This window comes from Streptococcus sp. HJ1 (assembly GCF_052399005.1).
Lineage (GTDB): Bacteria > Bacillota > Bacilli > Lactobacillales > Streptococcaceae > Streptococcus.
Window position 1 is genome coordinate 890,251 of the sequence record NZ_CP199005.1, and the last position, 18,677, is coordinate 908,927.

Consider the following 18,677-nt stretch of genomic DNA (forward strand, 5'->3'; position numbering starts at 1 on the left):
TTATTAAGGGGGAACCCCCATTTGATTTCATTCTATCACTTTTGCTAAGCTTTGTCACGGATATACCTTCGGAATAAGTATGTAAACGTTTTAGTGATTTCCAAAGACTGAAATGATCTACACTTTATGGTATAATATATCTAGTTACTAATTGTGAAATGAGGCATTTATTAATGCAGGATAAAAACTTAGTGAATGTTAATCTGACAAAGGAGATGAAGACCAGCTTTATCGACTACGCCATGAGTGTTATCGTAGCGCGTGCTCTTCCTGATGTTCGAGATGGCTTAAAACCAGTTCACCGTCGTATTCTTTACGGAATGAATGAACTAGGTGTTACTCCAGACAAACCCCATAAAAAATCAGCCCGTATTACAGGGGATGTCATGGGTAAATACCACCCTCACGGAGACTCGTCTATTTATGAGGCTATGGTTCGTATGGCCCAGTGGTGGAGCTATCGTTACATGCTCGTTGATGGACATGGAAACTTTGGCTCTATGGACGGGGACGGTGCTGCCGCACAGCGTTATACTGAGGCACGTATGAGCAAGATTGCTCTGGAAATGCTTCGTGACATCAATAAAAACACAGTTGATTTCGTAGACAACTACGATGCTAACGAACGTGAACCCTTGGTTTTGCCTGCTCGTTTTCCAAACCTTTTGGTCAATGGAGCAACGGGTATCGCTGTTGGGATGGCAACCAATATTCCACCTCACAACTTGGGTGAAACCATTGATGCAGTGAAGTTGGTTATGGATAATCCTGAAGTGACGACTAAGGACTTGATGGAAGTCTTGCCTGGTCCAGATTTTCCGACTGGCGCTCTTGTCATGGGGAAATCAGGTATTCATAAGGCTTATGAGACTGGTAAAGGTTCCATTGTCCTTCGTTCTCGTACAGAGATTGAAACCACTAAGACGGGTCGGGAGCGCATCGTTGTAACGGAATTCCCTTATATGGTTAATAAAACCAAGGTGCATGAGCATATTGTTCGCTTGGTTCAGGAAAAACGAATTGAGGGTATTACAGCTGTACGTGATGAGTCCAACCGTGAAGGCGTTCGCTTTGTAATCGAGGTTAAACGCGACGCGTCTGCCAACGTTATACTTAACAACCTCTTCAAGATGACCCAGATGCAAACCAACTTTGGTTTCAATATGCTGGCAATTCAAAATGGCGTACCAAAAATCTTGTCCCTTCGTCAAATTTTGGATGCTTATATCGAGCACCAAAAAGAAGTGGTTGTTCGCCGTACTCGTTTTGACAAGGAAAAAGCAGAAGCGCGTGCGCACATCTTAGAAGGTCTTTTAATTGCACTTGACCATATCGACGAAGTGATTCGTATCATTCGTGCCAGTGAAACAGATGCGGAAGCGCAAGCTGAGTTGATGAGCAAGTTCAAGCTTTCTGAACGTCAAAGTCAAGCTATCCTTGATATGCGTCTTCGTCGTTTGACAGGATTGGAACGTGATAAGATTCAGTCTGAATATGATGAATTGATTGCCTTGATTGCAGATTTGGCTGATATCCTTGCCAAGCCTGAGCGTGTGGCTCAAATCATCAAAGAGGAATTGGACGAAGTCAAACGCAAGTTTGGTGACAAACGTCGTACGGAGTTGATGGTCGGTGAAGTCTTAACTCTTGAAGATGAAGATTTGATTGAAGAAACGGATGTCTTGATTACCCTATCTAACAAGGGCTATATCAAACGTTTGGATCAAGGTGAGTTCACCGCACAAAAACGTGGTGGCCGTGGAGTTCAAGGTACGGGGGTTAAGGATGATGACTTTGTGCGTGAGTTGGTTTCAACCAGTACCCATGATCATTTGCTCTTCTTTACCAATAAAGGACGCGTATATCGACTGAAAGGTTATGAAATTCCTGAATACGGTCGTACCGCTAAGGGATTGCCAGTTGTCAATCTTTTGAAGTTGGACGAAGGTGAGAGTATTCAGACCATTATCAACGTTGAGTCTGAACGTAGTGATGACGCCTATCTCTTCTTCACAACCCGTCACGGTATCGTGAAACGAACCAGTGTTAAAGAGTTCGCTAATATTCGTCAAAATGGACTGAAAGCCTTGAATCTCAAGGATGAAGACGAATTGATTAATGTCTTGCTGACAGAAGAAGATACGGATATTATCATTGGTACCAAGTTTGGTTATGCTGTTCGCTTTAATCAATCAGCTGTACGTGGTATGAGCCGTATCGCGACAGGTGTTCGAGGAGTCAATCTTCGTGAGGGTGACACAGTAGTTGGTGCTAGCGTGATTACAAACCAAGACGAAGTTCTTATCATTACTGAAAAAGGATATGGTAAACGTACACTTGCTACTGAATATCCTACTAAGGGCCGTGGTGGTAAAGGGATGAAGACAGCTAATGTTGCTGAGAAGAATGGTCCTCTGGCTGGTCTCCTTACTGTTAAAGGCGATGAAGACCTGATGATTATCACAGATACAGGTGTCATGATCCGTACAAATGTTGCCAATATTTCACAAACTGGACGCTCAACTATGGGAGTTAAGGTAATGCGTCTAGATCAGGATGCTAAGATTGTGACCTTTACAACGGTTGCTGCGGCAGAAAAAGAAGAAGTTGGGACTGAAATTGAAACAGAAGGTGAAGCATAATGTCTCATAGAAGAACGAAAAATAAAAAGAGTAAGAAAAACAAGCGCAGAAATCTATTTATCAATATTTTAGCGGGTTTCTTAATTCTTTTATCGCTAGCTTTAATTTTTAATTCAAAGATTCGCGATATCTTTTTGGTCTGGAATACCAATAAATACCAAGTCAATCAGGTTACTAAGGAAAATATAGATGAAAATCTAAAAACCGAAGGAAATTTTGATTTTGACTCTGTTAAGTCTATTTCATCTGAAGCTGTATTGGCTTCACAATGGGATGCTCAGAAACTTCCCGTTATTGGAGGTATTGCTATTCCCGAAGTGGAGATTAACTTACCGATTTTTAAAGGCTTAGATAATGTAAACCTGTTCTATGGAGCAGGGACTATGAAACCTGACCAAAGAATGGGAGAAGGCAACTATTCTCTAGCTAGTCACCATATCTTTACTGCTGAAAATGCCAGTCAAATGCTCTTCTCACCTTTGGTCAATGCCAAAGCAGGTATGAAAATTTACCTGACGGATAAGGATAAAGTTTATACTTATGAGATTACAGAAGTTAAACGTGTTACACCGGACCGTGTAGATGAAATCGAAGATCGTGACGGCGTAAAGGAGATTACTTTGGTTACCTGTGTTGATTATAATGCGACCGAGCGTATAATCGTCAAAGGAATCTTTAAAGAATCAAAAGCTTATTCTGAGACTTCTGAGGATATTTTGAAGGCCTTTAATCAACCGTATAGACAACGTTATTAAGAATGAATGAACCAGTGAAGTGCCATTTCACTGGTTTTTTATATGAATAAATAGAATCAAAATAGTTCGTATGAAAAAAGATAAGAAGGCTTAAGATAAATATTTTAGAATTTTACGGAAAACGCTTTCTAGAAAGTAAGAATTATGTTATAATTATCACAAATAAAAGTTTTAGGAGTTTTTTATGGTCTCTTCAGAATTTATTTCAAAGATTGAATTTGCTTGCAAGAAGAAAGAAAGTCTTTATAGCCAAAGTAAGTTTAAGTATGCGATTCGTTCCATGTTTGCAGGTGCTTTTCTAACATTTAGTACGGCTGCAGGTGCAGTTGGGGCTGACTTGATAAATAAAATTGCTCCAGGTAGTGGACGTTTTCTCTTCCCATTTGTTTTTGCTTGGGGATTGGCCTACATTGTTTTCTTGAATGCCGAGTTGGTAACTTCAAATATGATGTTTTTAACAGCTGGTAGTTTCTTGAAAAAAATCTCTTGGAGAAAAACAGCTGAGATTTTATTTTACTGTACCTTTTTCAATCTCATCGGAGCTTTGATAGCAGGTTGGGGCTTTGCCCACTCAGCAGCCTATGCAAATCTAACACATGATAGCTTCATTTCAGGGGTAGTAGAGATGAAGTTAGGCCGTTCCAATGAGCTAGTCTTGCTTGAAGGTATTTTAGCCAATATCTTTGTAAACATCGCCATTCTTTCATTTGTTTTGGTGAAAGACGGTGGGGCTAAACTTTGGCTTGTTTTGTCAGCAATTTACATGTTTGTATTCTTAACAAACGAACACATTGCTGCGAACTTTGCTTCTTTTGCGATTGTTAAGTTCAGTGTTGCTGCTGATTCAATTGCTAATTTTGACATACCTAATATTCTTCGTCACTGGGGTGTAACCTTTGTCGGAAACTTTATCGGAGGAGGCCTCTTGATGGGCTTGCCATACGCTTTCCTCAACAAAAACGAAGATACTTATGTAGATTAAAAAACGAGCACGAGTTAATCGTGCTTTTTTGTTTGATGTGTAAGACTAGTCATAGTTGTTCCTTATATCAAAATATAGAAAAACGGTATTGGAAAAGACTAGCACAAGATGATACAATATCCCTAATGAAGCTATTTGGAGGTCGTCATATGACTCGTGATTTTAAATTTGAAACTCTTCAATTACATGCTGGGCAAGTAGTTGATCCGGCAACTAAGTCTCGTGCAGTACCAATTTATCAAACAACATCCTTCGTTTTTGATGACACGCAAGAAGGTGCCGATCTGTTTGCCTTGAGAAAACCTGGCAATATCTATACTCGTATCACAAACCCTACAACAGCAGCCTTTGAAGAAAGAATCGCTGCTCTTGAGGGTGGTGTTGGAGCGCTAGCGACAGCATCAGGTATGGCTGCTGTAACCTACACTATTTTGGCGCTTGCTCACGCAGGTGACCATGTGGTGGCTGCATCAACTATTTACGGTGGGACCTTCAACCTCTTGAAGGAAACCCTTCCTCGTTATGGAATCACAACAACCTTTGTGGATGTGGATAATTTGGAAGAAGTGGAAGCAGCTATCGGTGACAATACCAAGCTTGTCTTGATTGAAACCTTGGGGAATCCCTTGATTAACATTCCTGACTTGGAAAAATTGGCTGAGATTGCGCATAAACACCAGATTCCTCTCGTTTCAGACAACACTTTTGCCACACCATATTTGATTAACGTCTTCTCTCACGGTGTAGATATTTCCATTCACTCAGCAACTAAGTTTATCGGTGGGCATGGTACGACTATTGGCGGTGTCATCGTGGACAGCGGTCGTTTTGACTGGGCAGCTTCAGGGAAGTTCCCTCAATTTGTTGAGGAAGATCCTAGTTACCACAACTTGAGCTATACTCGTGATGTGGGTGCAGCAGCCTTTATTATCGCTGTTCGTGTTCAATTGCTCCGTGATACAGGTGCTGCCTTGTCGCCATTTAATGCCTTTCTCTTGCTCCAAGGGCTTGAAACTCTCTCTCTTCGTGTTGAACGTCATGTGCAAAATGCAGAGAAAATTGTTGATTTCCTTGTCAATCATCCTAAGGTAGAGAAGGTAAATTATCCAAAACTAGCTGACAGTCCTTATCATGCCTTGGCTGAGAAATATTTGCCAAAAGGTGTTGGTTCAATCTTTACCTTCCATGTTAAAGGCGGAGAGGCAGAAGCTCGCAAGGTAATTGATAATTTGGAAATCTTCTCTGACCTTGCAAACGTGGCAGATGCCAAATCTCTTGTTGTCCATCCTGCGACAACCACTCACGGTCAGTTGTCAGAAAAAGATCTAGAAGCAGCAGGTGTAACACCAAACCAAATCCGCTTGTCTATCGGTCTTGAAAATGTAGAGGATTTGATTGAAGATTTGCGCTTGGCCTTGGAAAAAATTTAAAGTAACAGATATAAACAGTGGGTTTCGACTCGCTGTTTTTGATTTTCCCTCAGGCATGATATAATGGTTACAGAAGTCTAGAAAGAGGAAAGTTATGAACGAAATCAAATGTCCCAACTGTGGGGAAGTCTTTACAGTAAATGAGAGTCAGTATGCCGAACTTTTATCCCAAGTGAGAACTGCCGAGTTTGATAAGGAATTACACGATCGCATGAAGCAGGAGCTGGCCTTGGCTGAGCAAAAGGCTATGAATGAGCAACAGACTAAACTGGCTCAAAAGGATCAAGAAATTGCGCAACTGCAGAGTCAAATCCAAAAGTTTGATACAGAAAAAGAATTAGCTAAGAAAGAAGTTGAGCAGACAAGCCGTCAGGCTCTCTTGGCCAAGGACAAGGAAGTGCAGGCCTTGGAAAACCAATTGGCTACCTTGCGTTTGGAGCATGAAAATCAACTGCAAAAGACCCTTTCTGACCTAGAAAAAGAACGCGATCAGGTCAAAAATCAGCTCCTCTTGAAAGAAAAAGAAAATGAGCTGTCTTTGGCTTCTGTTAAGCAAAATTACGAAGCCCAGCTTAAGGCTGCTAGTGAACAAGTCGAATTTTACAAGAATTTCAAAGCCCAACAATCCACAAAAGCTATCGGTGAAAGTTTGGAACAGTATGCAGAGAGTGAATTTAACAAGGTTCGTAGTTTTGCCTTTCCAAATGCCTACTTTGAGAAGGATAACAAGGTCTCTGCGCGTGGATCTAAGGGAGACTTTATCTTCCGTGAATGTGATGAAAATGGAGTGGAAATTATTTCCATCATGTTTGAGATGAAAAACGAAGCGGATGGGACAGAGAAAAGGCACAAGAATGCGGACTTCTACAAGGAATTGGACAAGGACCGTCGGGAGAAAAACTGTGAATATGCGGTTTTGGTGACTATGCTTGAGGCTGATAACGACTACTTTAACACGGGTATCGTGGATGTCAGTCATGAGTATGAAAAGATGTATGTGATTCGTCCTCAGTTCTTCATCCAGTTAATTGGTCTCTTGCGTAATGCGGCTCTTAATTCCCTAAAATACAAACAAGAATTGGCCTTGGTTCGGGAGCAGAATATCGATATTACACATTTTGAGGAAGATTTGGATGCCTTTAAACTAGCCTTCGCCAAGAACTACAATTCAGCTTCAACTAACTTTGGTAAAGCCATCGACGAAATCGACAAGGCCATTAAGCGTATGGAAGAGGTTAAGAAATTCCTAACCACATCCGAAAACCAACTCCGCCTCGCCAATAACAAATTGGAAGATGTTTCGGTTAAAAAATTGACCCGAAAAAATCCAACTATGAAAGCCAAGTTTGATGCGCTGAAGGGGGAGTGAGAAAGCAACAGATGAACGGTATTATTAACTTAAAAAAAGAAGCGGGGATGACCTCGCATGACGCGGTTTTTAAGCTGCGTAAGATTTTGGGGACCAAGAAAATTGGTCATGGTGGGACCTTGGATCCGGATGTAGTGGGAGTTCTGCCAATCGCGGTTGGCAAGGCAACCCGTATGGTCGAATTTATGCAGGATGAGGGAAAGGTCTATGAGGGTGAAATCACTCTGGGTTATTCCACGACGACCGAGGATGCTAGTGGAGAAGTGGTCGCAGAGACACCTGTTTTGTCGCCCTTGGATGAAACCATTGTCGATGAAGCGATTGCTAGTCTGATTGGGCCTATTACTCAGATTCCACCTATGTATTCGGCTGTCAAGGTTAATGGTCGTAAGCTCTATGAGTATGCGCGTGCAGGTCAGGAAGTGGAGCGTCCAGAACGTCAGGTGACTATTTATCAATTTGAGCGGACAAGTCCGATTTCTTATGAGGATGACCTCGTCCGATTCACTTTTCGTGTAAAATGTAGCAAAGGAACTTATATCCGTACCTTATCAGTTGACTTGGGAGAGAAGCTTGGTTACGCGGCCCATATGTCCCATTTGACACGGACCAGTGCTGCAGGTTTACAGTTAGAAGATGCCTTGACTTTGAATGAAATTGCTGCAAAAGTGGAGGCTGGTCAGCTGGACTTTCTCCATCCTCTTGAGATTGGTACAGGAGATCTTGTCAAAGTTTTCCTAACTCCAGAAGAGGCTACAGAAGTGCGCTTTGGTCGTTTTATCGAGCTAGACCAAATGGACAAAGAATTGGCTGCCTTTGAAGGAAATAAGTTGCTAGCTATTCTAGAAAAAAGGGACAATTTCTACAAACCAAGAAAGGTTTTTAGCTAGTTTAACTGGAGTGTGGGGATAGATTTGTGTTTCCCCTAGACTATCCAAATCAGACTATAATTTTTGCTAAAAATGTGATAGAATAGACGACGGATAAAAAAACGGAGGATAGCATGCAAAATAGACCAATCATTATCGGAGTGACAGGTGGTTCTGGTGGTGGTAAGACCAGTGTTTCAAGAGCCATTTTATCGCATTTTCCTGATGAAAAGATTTCCATGATTGAGCATGATTCATACTACAAGGATCAGTCTCATTTGACCTTTGAAGAGCGTGTCAAAACCAACTACGACCACCCTTTTGCCTTTGATACAGATTTGATGATCGAGCAGATTAAGGAATTGTTGGCAGGGCGCCCAGTGGACATTCCGACTTATGACTATACAGCGCATACACGGAGTAGCAAGACCTATCGTCAGGAGCCTCAGGATGTCTTTATCGTTGAGGGAATTTTGGTCTTGGAGGACAAGCGTCTGCGCGATTTGATGGATATCAAGATTTTTGTGGATACAGATGATGATGTGCGTATTATTCGTCGTATCAAGCGAGATATGGAGGAGCGTGGCCGTAGCCTGGATAGCGTGATTGACCAATATCTAGGTGTGGTAAAACCTATGTACCACCAGTTCATTGAGCCGACCAAACGGTATGCCGATATCGTCATTCCTGAAGGAGTCAGCAATACCGTTGCTATCGACCTTTTGACGACAAAAATTGCAAAGATTTTGGAAGAAGCGCGAAACAGCAAATAATCAGATGAGGAGGCCTAGCCTCCTTTTTCTATTTTTCCTTTAGTTTCAGTAGGAAAAAGGTGATTTTTAAGCATGTTTTTGGTATAATAATACCCATGGAAAAGCAAGAAAATGAATAGTAGGTGGAGATGGAAAAGTATTTATCGGTAACAACTTTGACCAAGTATCTGAAAATGAAATTCGATAAAGACCCTTACTTGGAACGGGTCTATTTAACTGGTCAAGTTTCCAACTTTCGTAAACGACCTACTCACCAATATTTCTCCTTAAAAGATGATCATGCAGTCATTCAAGCGACCATCTGGTCTGGGATTTATCAAAAATTAGGTTTCGACTTGGAAGAGGGAATGAAAATCAATGTGATTGGGCGTGTGCATGTCTATGAACCCAGCGGGAGCTACTCTATCATCATTGAAAAAGCTGAGCCTGATGGGGTCGGGGCGCTTGCGATTCAGTTTGAACAACTTAAGAAAAAATTGACGGAAGAAGGTCTGTTTCAAGAACGTTTCAAACAACCTCTTCCCCAATTTGCTAAGCGAATCGGTGTGGTAACCAGTCGCAGTGGAGCTGTTATTCGAGATATCATCACGACTGTCAGCAGGCGCTTTCCAGGTGTTGACATTCTTCTCTATCCGACCAAGGTACAAGGTGATGGAGCTGCGGAGGAAATTGCTCGAAATATTGCGCGTGCCAATCAACGTGAGGACCTAGATGTTCTCATCATTGGTCGTGGTGGGGGTTCCATCGAGGATCTCTGGGCCTTTAACGAAGAGATCGTGGTACGGGCTATTTTTGAATCCCGTTTGCCCATCATCTCTAGTGTTGGTCATGAGACGGATGTGACCTTGGCGGATTTTGTGGCAGATAGACGGGCTGCGACGCCAACAGCTGCGGCTGAATTGGCAACGCCTGTGACCAAGTTGGATCTCTTGAGCCATTTACAAAATCAAGAAAAACGAATGGCAACAGCAGTCCGAAATGTCATATCTAAGAAACAAGAAGCTCTGAAAAAATGCAGTCAGTCAGTCATCTTTAGACAGCCAGAGCGCTTGTATGATGGCTATTTGCAACGCTTGGACCAACTACAATTGCGCTTAAAACAAAGTTTGCGAACACGGATTTCTGATAACAAGCAATTAGTCCAAGCAAGGACGCATCAATTGGTCCAAATATCACCTATTACCAAAATCCAACGCTATCAAGACCGGCTTGGTCAGTTGGATAGGCTCTTACGTAGCCAAATGGCTCTTGTTTATGATGCTAAAGTTGCTGAAGTGAAGCGACTTTCAGAAGCTCTGCTGATGTTGGATACCAGTCGAATCGTGGCGCGTGGTTATGCTATTGTCAAAAAGGAAGAGTCCGTAGTAGACTCGGTTGAGAGTTTGAAGAAAAAAGATCAAGTAACGCTTTTGATGCGAGATGGTCAAGTAGAATTAGAGGTTAAAGATGTCAAAACAAAAGAAATTTGAGGAAAATCTAGCAGAACTGGAAACCATTGTCCAAAGTTTGGAAAATGGTGAAATTGCTTTGGAAGATGCGATTGCTGCCTTTCAAAAGGGAATGGTCTTGTCAAAAGAGCTCCAAGCGACGCTGGACAAGGCTGAAAAGACCTTGGTTAAGGTCATGCAAGAAGACGGAACAGAAAGTGATTTTGAATGAAGAAGCAAGAAAAATTATCTCTTGTCGAGTCTGCCTTGGAAGATTTTTATGGAGACCAGCAGTTTGCCTCTAGTTTGCGAGAGTCTGTTCTCTATTCCATTCATGCTGGTGGCAAGCGTATTCGGCCTTTTCTCTTGTTAGAAGTTTTGGAATCCCTGAGAGTGGTTATCCAACCAGCTCACGCGCAGGTGGCTGCGGCTTTGGAAATGATTCATACAGGAAGCTTGATTCATGATGATCTTCCTGCCATGGATGATGATGATTATCGTCGGGGGCGTTTGACCAATCATAAGAAATTTGGCGAAGCTATGGCAATATTGGCAGGTGATGCCTTGTTCCTAGATCCCTATGCCCTGATAGCGCAGGCAGATTTGCCAAGTCAGATCAAGGTGGATTTGATTGCCAACTTATCCCTTGCTTCAGGGAGTCTAGGTATGGTGGCAGGGCAGGTTTTAGATATGGAAGGCGAACACCAGCATTTGTCCTTGGAAGAACTCCAGACCATTCATGCCAATAAGACTGGAAAATTGCTAGCTTATCCCTTTCAAGCAGCTGCTATCATTGCGGAATTGGAACCAGAAATCCAAGCAAAATTGAAAACGGTTGGTGAATTGATTGGGCTGGCCTTTCAAGTTCGAGATGATGTGCTGGATGTGACAGCTAGTTTTGAGGAAATCGGCAAGACTCCGCAAAAGGATTTACAAGCTGAAAAATCAACCTATCCTGCCTTACTGGGCTTGGAAGAGGCGACTGCCTTTTGTAACCAAACTCTTGATCAAGCCGAGGCTAAATTAGAAGAAATTGCCCAGCAAGTCAGCTTTGAAACAGCGCCGATTGTGAAAGTAGTAGAAAGTTTGAGAATCAATGGCTAAGGAAAGAGTGGATGTACTAGCTTATAAACAGGGCTTGTTTGAAACACGAGAACAGGCTAAACGCGGTGTCATGGCTGGACTTGTCGTAGCAGTCCTTAATGGAGAAAGATTTGACAAGCCAGGAGAGAAAATCCCAGATGATACTGAACTAAAACTCAAGGGTGAAAAACTCAAGTATGTCAGTCGAGGTGGTCTAAAACTGGAAAAGGCTTTGCAGGTCTTTGATTTATCAGTGGATGGCGCAACCACGATTGATATTGGGGCCTCCACTGGAGGATTTACTGACGTCATGTTGCAAAATGGTGCTGAGTTGGTCTTTGCAGTCGATGTCGGTACCAATCAGTTGGCTTGGAAATTGCGCCAAGACCCACGAGTTGTCAGCATGGAGCAGTTTAATTTTCGTTATGCTGAAAAGACTGATTTTGAGCAGGAACCAAGCTTTGCCAGTATTGATGTGAGTTTCATTTCCCTCAGTCTGATTTTGCCTGCTTTGCATCGTGTCTTGGCTGATCAAGGGCAGGTGGTGGCTCTGGTTAAACCCCAGTTTGAAGCAGGTCGTGAGCAGATTGGAAAGAATGGAATCATTCGAGATGCCAAGGTTCATCAAACTGTCCTTGAATCGGTTACTGCTATGGCAGTTGAACAAGGTTTTTCAGTATTTGGATTAGACTATTCACCAATCCAAGGTGGACATGGAAACATCGAATTTCTGGCATATTTGAAAAAGGAAGAGGGAGCAAGTAACCAAGTTGCTCCTGAAATAGAAAAAGTTGTAGAGAGAGCACATAGAGAATTTAAAGATGAATAAAAAAGAGAGACTTGAAAAAATTAGAAGATTTGTTACGGATTACCAAATCGGGACTCAGGAAGAAATCGTTGAGCATTTGAAGGAAGCAGGTATTTCTGCTACGCAAGCCACTGTCTCAAGGGACATCAAGGAGCTTGGGATTGTTAAAATTCCTTTGAAAAACAACACCTATATCTATGAGTTGCCAAAATCAATCGTCAAAAGTTTGCAGTTGGCTGAGGACAACATTGTGAGTTCTGAGTTAATGGGAAATATGATCAACCTTGCTGTCATTCCTGGAAATACTATTTTTGTGAAGAGTCAGTTGGTTGAGGCATTCTCTGAACAGATTTTTAGCTGTCTAGCTGATGATGATTCTATCTTAATTGTAGCTAGAACAGCAGAGGCAGCTGAAGAAATTGTTGAACAAGTCAAAAAATGGTAGGTCAGTATGTTACTTGAAATTTCGATAAAAAACTTTGCCATTATTGAGGCGATTTCGCTCAATTTTGAAAAGGGTATGACTGTTTTAACCGGGGAAACGGGTGCTGGAAAGTCTATCATTATCGACGCTATGAATCTCATGTTGGGGGCTCGTGCAACGACAGACGTTATTCGCCACGGTGCGCCAAAGGCAGAGATTGAGGGGCTTTTCTCGGTTGAAAACAGTCGCCTTTTACAGGAACTTTTTGATGAGCAAGGTTTAGAAATGGGGGATGAAATTATCATCCGGCGTGAAATTCTGCAAAATGGTCGTAGTGTTAGTCGCGTGAATGGCCAGATGGTCAATCTTTCTGTCTTGCGTGCTATTGGGCAACACCTTGTGGATATCCATGGTCAGCATGACCAAGAAGAGTTAATGCGTCCTCAACTGCACATTCAGATGTTGGATGAGTTTGGTGATGCTGCTTTCTTGGACTTGAAGGAGACCTATCAGACGAGCTTTGATGCCTATCGCAAAATGCGTAAGCAGGTTTTGGAAGTCAAGAGAAACCAACAGGAACATAAGGCACGTATCGAAATGTTGGAATTTCAAATGGCAGAGATTGAGGCTGCAAACTTGCAGGCTGGTGAAGACTTGGCTCTTAACCAAGAACGAGATAAACTCCTCAATCATAAAAATATTGCGGATACGCTGACCAATGCCTATAGCATGTTAGACAATGAGGAATTCTCCAGTCTTGCTAATGTCCGTTCAGCCATGAATGACATGGAAAGTGTTGAAGAATACGACCCTGAATACCGTGAAATTTCAAGTTCTCTGTCTGAGACCTACTATGTTTTAGAAGATATTACCAAGCGTTTGGAAGATATTATTGAGGATTTGGATTTTGATGGCAATCGCCTCATGCAGGTTGAAAATCGCTTAGACCTTATAAATACTATTACCCGCAAGTATGGTGGAACTGTGGACGACGTTTTGCTTTATTTTGCCAAGATTATGGATGAGTACAATCTCTTGACTGGAAATAACCTTTCTTCTGAAGACATGGAAGCAGAGCTCAAGAAATTGGAAGTTAATCTTGTCGATTTGGCAGGGCAACTTGCATCAGCTCGTCATGATTTGGCCCAGCAGCTTGAGGCAGAGATTAAACAAGAACTTCAGGATCTCTATATGGAGAAGGCACAGTTCCAGGTTCGCTTTAGTAAGGGCAAATTTAGTCGTGAGGGGAATGAAACAGTTGAATTTTACATTTCCACCAACCCTGGTGAAGACTTTAAGCCTTTGGTTAAGGTTGCGTCTGGTGGGGAATTATCCCGCCTCATGTTGGCTATCAAGTCAGCCTTTTCTCGTAAGGAAGGAAAGACCAGTATTGTCTTTGATGAGGTGGATACGGGAGTTTCAGGTCGTGTAGCCCAGGCCATTGCGCAAAAGATTCATAAGATTGGCCAGCATGGTCAGGTTCTTGCTATCTCTCACCTTCCACAAGTGATTGCCATCGCGGATTATCAATTCTTTATTGAGAAGATTAGTGATGAGCATTCTACGGTGTCGACGGTTCGTCTCTTGACTATAGAAGAGCGAGTAGAGGAAGTAGCTAAGATGTTGGCTGGGGAAAATGTAACTGAAGCTGCCCTTACCCAAGCCAGAGAATTATTGCAAACGAGGATGAAATAAATGACAGACTATTATGTAATTGGAGATGTCCATGGAAAAGCAGGTATGCTGGAAGATCTTCTCAAAACATGGGATGGTCAAACTCAGTTGCTCTTTCTAGGGGATTTGATTGACCGTGGTGAAGACAGTCGCCGTGTTCTAGAGATGGTCAAAGACTTGGTCGACAATCAAGGAGCTATTTGTTTATCAGGTAATCATGAGTATATGTTTCTGACTTGGCTCGATGACCCAGAAGAAAGCTATGACCATTATCGTCGCAATGGTGGTGATACAACCATTAACTCAATTTTAGGTCGTCCCTTGGATGCACCAGTTGATGGCGTAGAAGATGCCAAACGGGTTGCGACAGAAGCAGCAGACTTGGTCGAATTTATTCGTCAAATGCCATTTGTAGTAGAGACAGACAAGTATATCTTTGTTCATGCGGGTATTGATTTAACTTTGGATGATTGGCATGAAACCACAGATTACAAGAAAGTCTGGCTCAGAAAACCATTCCACGAAGCCGAAAATCATACTGGGAAAACCATTGTCTTTGGGCATACACCAGTTTATGGCTTACTGAAGCAAGACCGAGGTACAGCTGAGCTTTGGATAACAGAGGATGGCAAGATTGGCATGGATGGAGGAGCTGTCTATGGTGGTGTCCTTCATGGAATCGTCTTTACAGACCAAGGAATGACAGAACACCACTTTATCGAAAATGATGGTTTTGTTGCCGAAGATTAGTACTCCTAGCAGGGTATGGTCTTGTCAAAATGTTAAAAACAATTTATAATTAATAGATACCCTGAAAGGAAGAGCATCATGAACTTAGAAGAATTGAAGAAACGACAGGAGAAGATTCGGAACTTCTCTATTATCGCCCATATTGACCATGGGAAATCAACCCTAGCAGACCGCATTTTGGAAAAGACGGAGACGGTTTCTAGTCGTGAAATGCAAGCCCAACTTCTGGATAGTATGGATCTTGAGCGTGAACGTGGGATTACCATTAAACTCAATGCCATTGAGCTTAATTACACTGCGAAAGATGGTGAGACCTATATTTTCCACTTGATTGACACGCCAGGGCACGTGGACTTTACCTATGAAGTGTCGCGTTCGCTAGCTGCCTGTGAAGGAGCAATTTTGGTGGTTGATGCGGCCCAAGGGATTGAGGCGCAAACTCTTGCTAACGTTTATTTAGCCTTGGATAATGATTTGGAAATTCTGCCTGTCATTAACAAGATTGACCTTCCAGCAGCCGATCCAGAGCGTGTGCGTACAGAGATTGAGGATGTCATCGGACTGGATGCCAGCGAAGCGGTCTTGGCTTCAGCCAAAGCTGGTATTGGTATTGAAGAGATTCTTGAGCAGATCGTTGAAAAAGTGCCAGCTCCAACTGGTGATGTTTCAGCTCCATTAAAAGCCTTAATTTTTGACTCAGTTTATGATGCTTATCGTGGGGTCATCCTCCAAGTGCGTGTTATGGACGGAGTGGTTAAACCTGGCGATAAAATTCAACTCATGAGCAATGGAAAGACCTTTGATGTGACAGAGGTCGGTATTTTCACGCCGAAGGCAGTTGGTCGTGATTTTCTTGCGACTGGTGACGTTGGTTATATTGCGGCTTCTATCAAGACGGTTCAAGACACTCGCGTCGGCGATACAGTTACCTTGGCAACCAATCCAGCAGGAGAACCGCTAGATGGGTACAAGCAGATGAATCCTATGGTCTTTGCAGGTCTTTATCCAATCGAATCAAACAAGTACAATGACCTACGTGAAGCCCTAGAAAAATTGCAGCTCAACGATGCCAGCTTGCAGTTTGAGCCAGAAACATCTCAGGCTCTTGGATTTGGTTTCCGTTGTGGATTCCTTGGACTTCTCCATATGGATGTTATCCAAGAGCGTTTAGAGCGCGAGTTCAATATTGACCTCATCATGACAGCTCCGTCTGTTATCTATAAGGTTAACCAAACTGATGGTGAATCTATGGATGTGTCTAACCCCTCTGAATTTCCAGATCCAACTAAGATTGTGACCATTGAAGAACCGTATGTCAAGGCGCAAATCATGGTACCGCAGGAGTTTGTCGGAGCAGTTATGGAACTAGCTCAGCGCAAGCGTGGGGATTTTGTGACCATGGACTATATTGATGATAATCGTGTCAATGTTATCTATCAAATTCCGCTTGCTGAAATTGTCTTTGACTTCTTTGATAAGCTTAAGTCTTCGACGCGTGGTTATGCAAGCTTTGACTACGAATTGTCAGAGTACCGCCCATCTAAACTGGTCAAAATGGATATCCTTCTCAATGGGGACAAGGTGGATGCCCTCAGCTTTATCGTTCACAAGGATTTTGCCTACGAACGTGGGAAACTCATCGTGGATAAGCTCAAGAAAATCATTCCTCGTCAACAATTTGAGGTGCCGATTCAAGCAGCTATTGGACACAAGATTGTGGCTCGTACTGATATCAAGGCCCTTCGTAAGAACGTACTTGCCAAGTGTTATGGTGGTGACGTTTCTCGTAAACGCAAACTGCTTGAAAAACAAAAAGCTGGTAAGAAACGCATGAAGGCTATCGGATCAGTGGAAGTTCCACAAGAAGCTTTCCTCAGCGTCTTGAGCATGGATGAAGAATAGAAATAGAAAACTAAACTCTTGAAGATTTTTCAAGAGTTTTTGCTTTAAATGTGAGCTATTAAATCGGAAACTAACAGAATCGATCAGGTTAGAATTTGACAGAAGTCCTTATTTTTCTTATAATGCAGATGGAAAGGTGGTAGGATGAAAAAATTATTAATTTTAGGTACTGTACTTACTGTTAGTGCTTTTTTAGCTTCATGCTCCAATAAATCGCAAACAGCAACCGAAGAAAATTCGACTGCGGTTGTTAGTTCTTCTAGCAGTCAGGAAACAAGTAGCTCTAGTTCTGCTGTTTCTGAAGCGAAAAAGGAAGAGACGCAAATCATCGGCTCGAATGAGTATGGCTTTGTCAAGGTACCCAAATCATGGGTTCGATTCCATGAAGTAGAAGGTGGAAATGATATACAGTATTGTGATGGAACAGATATCAACATTGTTACGCTGAATACCTTCAAGGCTGAGCAGTTTAATATCAGCGAAGAAGAATATGCTAAACTGGATGTTGTGACTGTCTCATCTAGTATTTTAACTTCTAAAGAACAAAGCTCTGATTTCAGTAAGGTTTGGGGCTCCAAATCGACCATTGGAGGCTATGAAGCCTATGTTGTCAATGCAATTGCTAAGTCAGGGAAATACCTCGTTACCTGGGTTTTCCGATCAAATGATGGTAAAATCCGCTATGTTTCACTTGAAGGGGATGGGGAAACTTTAAAAACAATCTTACCGATGATTGAAAGTAGCTGGTCAACTACTAAATCTGAATAAATGAAAAAAGAAGATCCTTGGTCTTCTTTTTATTTTTTTTACGAATAGATAGATGAGTAGAAAAAGAAATGGAGTTGTATATGAAGATCACAAACTATGAGATTTACAAATTGAGAAAAGCTGGGCTGAGCAATCAACAAATTTTAACAGTTCTTGAATACGATGAGACTGTAGATCAGGAGCTCTTGCTAGGTGATATTGCAGAAATATCTGGGTGTCGTAATCCTACTGTCTTTATGGAACGCTATTTCCAGATAGATGATGCACAGTTGGAGAAGGAGTTTCAGAAATTTCCATCCTTTTCTATTCTTGATGACTGTTATCCTTGGGATCTGAGTGAGATTTATGATGCTCCAGCGCTCTTGTTTTATAAAGGAAATCTAGACCTGTTGAAATTTCCAAAGGTTGCTGTTGTAGGGAGTCGTTCATGTTCTAGTCAGGGAGCAAAGTCGGTCCAGAAAGTCATTCAAGGTTTGGAAAACGAGTTAATCGTGGTCAGTGGTTTGGCCAAAGGGATTGATACGGCTGCCCATATGGCTGCACTCCAGAATGGAGGAAGAACAATTGCAGTGATTGGAACAGGATTGGATGTTTTTTATCCCCGCGCCAATAAACGTTTGCAGGAACACATTGGCAATCACCATTTGGTACTTAGCGAGTATGGACCTGGTGACGAGCCCTTGAAATTTCACTTTCCAGCTCGTAATCGTATCATTGCTGGCCTTTGCCGTGGTGTGATTGTAGCAGAGGCAAGGATGCGTTCTGGTAGTCTCATCACCTGTGAGCGCGCCATGGAGGAAGGACGCGATGTCTTTGCTATTCCAGGGAACATTCTTGATGGCCATTCAGATGGTTGCCACCACCTGATTCAAGAGGGAGCAAAGCTGATTTCCAGTGGTCAAGATGTGCTGGCTGAGTTTGAATTTTAAGGAGAAATTTGTTCACTCAGATAAACTTTTCTTCTATATATAGGACTTAGGTCTTGACAGCTATAGAAAAATGGTTTACACTTTATAAAGTT

At 42.3% G+C, this 18,677-nt stretch carries 17 protein-coding genes; all 17 read left to right on the forward strand.

Annotated features, from left to right (window positions below):
• Positions 1 to 173 precede the first annotated feature (173 nt).
• Positions 174 to 2,642 carry a DNA gyrase subunit A gene (gene gyrA, locus ACT17O_RS04435; protein ID WP_444817817.1) on the forward strand — a complete coding sequence of 823 codons (2,469 nt, stop codon included), beginning with the start codon at positions 174 to 176 and terminating at the stop codon, positions 2,640 to 2,642.
• Positions 2,642 to 3,397 carry a class A sortase gene (locus ACT17O_RS04440; RefSeq protein ID WP_139658737.1) on the forward strand — a complete coding sequence of 252 codons (756 nt, stop codon included), beginning with the start codon at positions 2,642 to 2,644 and terminating at the stop codon, positions 3,395 to 3,397. Before gyrA ends, ACT17O_RS04440 begins: the two co-directional genes overlap by 1 nt.
• 184 nt (positions 3,398 to 3,581) lie before the next feature.
• Positions 3,582 to 4,379 carry a formate/nitrite transporter family protein gene (locus tag ACT17O_RS04445; RefSeq protein ID WP_444817818.1) on the forward strand — a complete coding sequence of 266 codons (798 nt, stop codon included), beginning with the start codon at positions 3,582 to 3,584 and terminating at the stop codon, positions 4,377 to 4,379.
• Positions 4,380 to 4,528: 149 nt separating this feature from the next.
• Entirely contained in the window at positions 4,529 to 5,809 is a 1,281-nt protein-coding gene (locus ACT17O_RS04450) for an O-acetylhomoserine aminocarboxypropyltransferase/cysteine synthase family protein (protein ID WP_444817819.1), read from the forward strand.
• 94 nt (positions 5,810 to 5,903) lie between these two features.
• Entirely contained in the window at positions 5,904 to 7,178 is a 1,275-nt protein-coding gene (locus tag ACT17O_RS04455) for a DUF2130 domain-containing protein (RefSeq protein ID WP_444817820.1), read from the forward strand.
• An 11-nt stretch (positions 7,179 to 7,189) separates the two neighbouring features.
• Positions 7,190 to 8,068, forward strand: a complete 879-nt coding sequence (truB, locus tag ACT17O_RS04460; protein WP_001013276.1) for a tRNA pseudouridine(55) synthase TruB — start codon at positions 7,190 to 7,192, stop codon at positions 8,066 to 8,068.
• 113 nt (positions 8,069 to 8,181) lie between these two features.
• Complete coding sequence (gene udk / locus ACT17O_RS04465; protein WP_001181369.1) at positions 8,182 to 8,820, forward strand: uridine kinase; 639 nt, start codon at positions 8,182 to 8,184, stop codon at positions 8,818 to 8,820.
• 128 nt (positions 8,821 to 8,948) lie between these two features.
• Positions 8,949 to 10,289, forward strand: a complete 1,341-nt coding sequence (gene xseA, locus ACT17O_RS04470) for an exodeoxyribonuclease VII large subunit (protein ID WP_444817821.1) — start codon at positions 8,949 to 8,951, stop codon at positions 10,287 to 10,289.
• Positions 10,267 to 10,479, forward strand: coding sequence for an exodeoxyribonuclease VII small subunit (locus tag ACT17O_RS04475; protein WP_000043226.1), 213 nt, complete (start codon positions 10,267 to 10,269; stop codon positions 10,477 to 10,479). The genes xseA and ACT17O_RS04475 overlap by 23 nt, the downstream gene beginning before the upstream one ends.
• A complete protein-coding gene (locus tag ACT17O_RS04480) occupies positions 10,476 to 11,351 on the forward strand; it encodes a polyprenyl synthetase family protein (protein ID WP_444817822.1) in 876 nt (291 codons plus the stop codon). The genes ACT17O_RS04475 and ACT17O_RS04480 overlap by 4 nt, the downstream gene beginning before the upstream one ends.
• Positions 11,344 to 12,159 (forward strand): TlyA family RNA methyltransferase, encoded by an 816-nt coding sequence (locus ACT17O_RS04485; RefSeq protein ID WP_033606333.1) that lies wholly within the window; start codon positions 11,344 to 11,346, stop codon positions 12,157 to 12,159. The genes ACT17O_RS04480 and ACT17O_RS04485 overlap by 8 nt, the downstream gene beginning before the upstream one ends.
• Positions 12,152 to 12,583, forward strand: coding sequence for an arginine repressor (locus tag ACT17O_RS04490; protein ID WP_001034390.1), 432 nt, complete (start codon positions 12,152 to 12,154; stop codon positions 12,581 to 12,583). Before ACT17O_RS04485 ends, ACT17O_RS04490 begins: the two co-directional genes overlap by 8 nt.
• Positions 12,584 to 12,589: 6 nt before the next feature.
• Entirely contained in the window at positions 12,590 to 14,257 is a 1,668-nt protein-coding gene (gene recN / locus ACT17O_RS04495; RefSeq protein WP_444817823.1) for a DNA repair protein RecN, read from the forward strand.
• Positions 14,258 to 14,986 carry a metallophosphoesterase family protein gene (locus ACT17O_RS04500; protein WP_061427529.1) on the forward strand — a complete coding sequence of 243 codons (729 nt, stop codon included), beginning with the start codon at positions 14,258 to 14,260 and terminating at the stop codon, positions 14,984 to 14,986.
• A gap of 78 nt (positions 14,987 to 15,064) precedes the next feature.
• The gene (gene lepA, locus ACT17O_RS04505; RefSeq protein WP_444817824.1) at positions 15,065 to 16,888 is read left to right on the forward strand and encodes a translation elongation factor 4; all 1,824 of its coding nucleotides are present in this window, start codon (positions 15,065 to 15,067) and stop codon (positions 16,886 to 16,888) included.
• A gap of 144 nt (positions 16,889 to 17,032) precedes the next feature.
• Complete coding sequence (locus ACT17O_RS04510) at positions 17,033 to 17,656, forward strand: hypothetical protein (RefSeq protein ID WP_061427525.1); 624 nt, start codon at positions 17,033 to 17,035, stop codon at positions 17,654 to 17,656.
• 80 nt (positions 17,657 to 17,736) lie between these two features.
• Positions 17,737 to 18,585, forward strand: a complete 849-nt coding sequence (gene dprA, locus ACT17O_RS04515; RefSeq protein ID WP_125391281.1) for a DNA-processing protein DprA — start codon at positions 17,737 to 17,739, stop codon at positions 18,583 to 18,585.
• Positions 18,586 to 18,677: the final 92 nt, after the last annotated feature.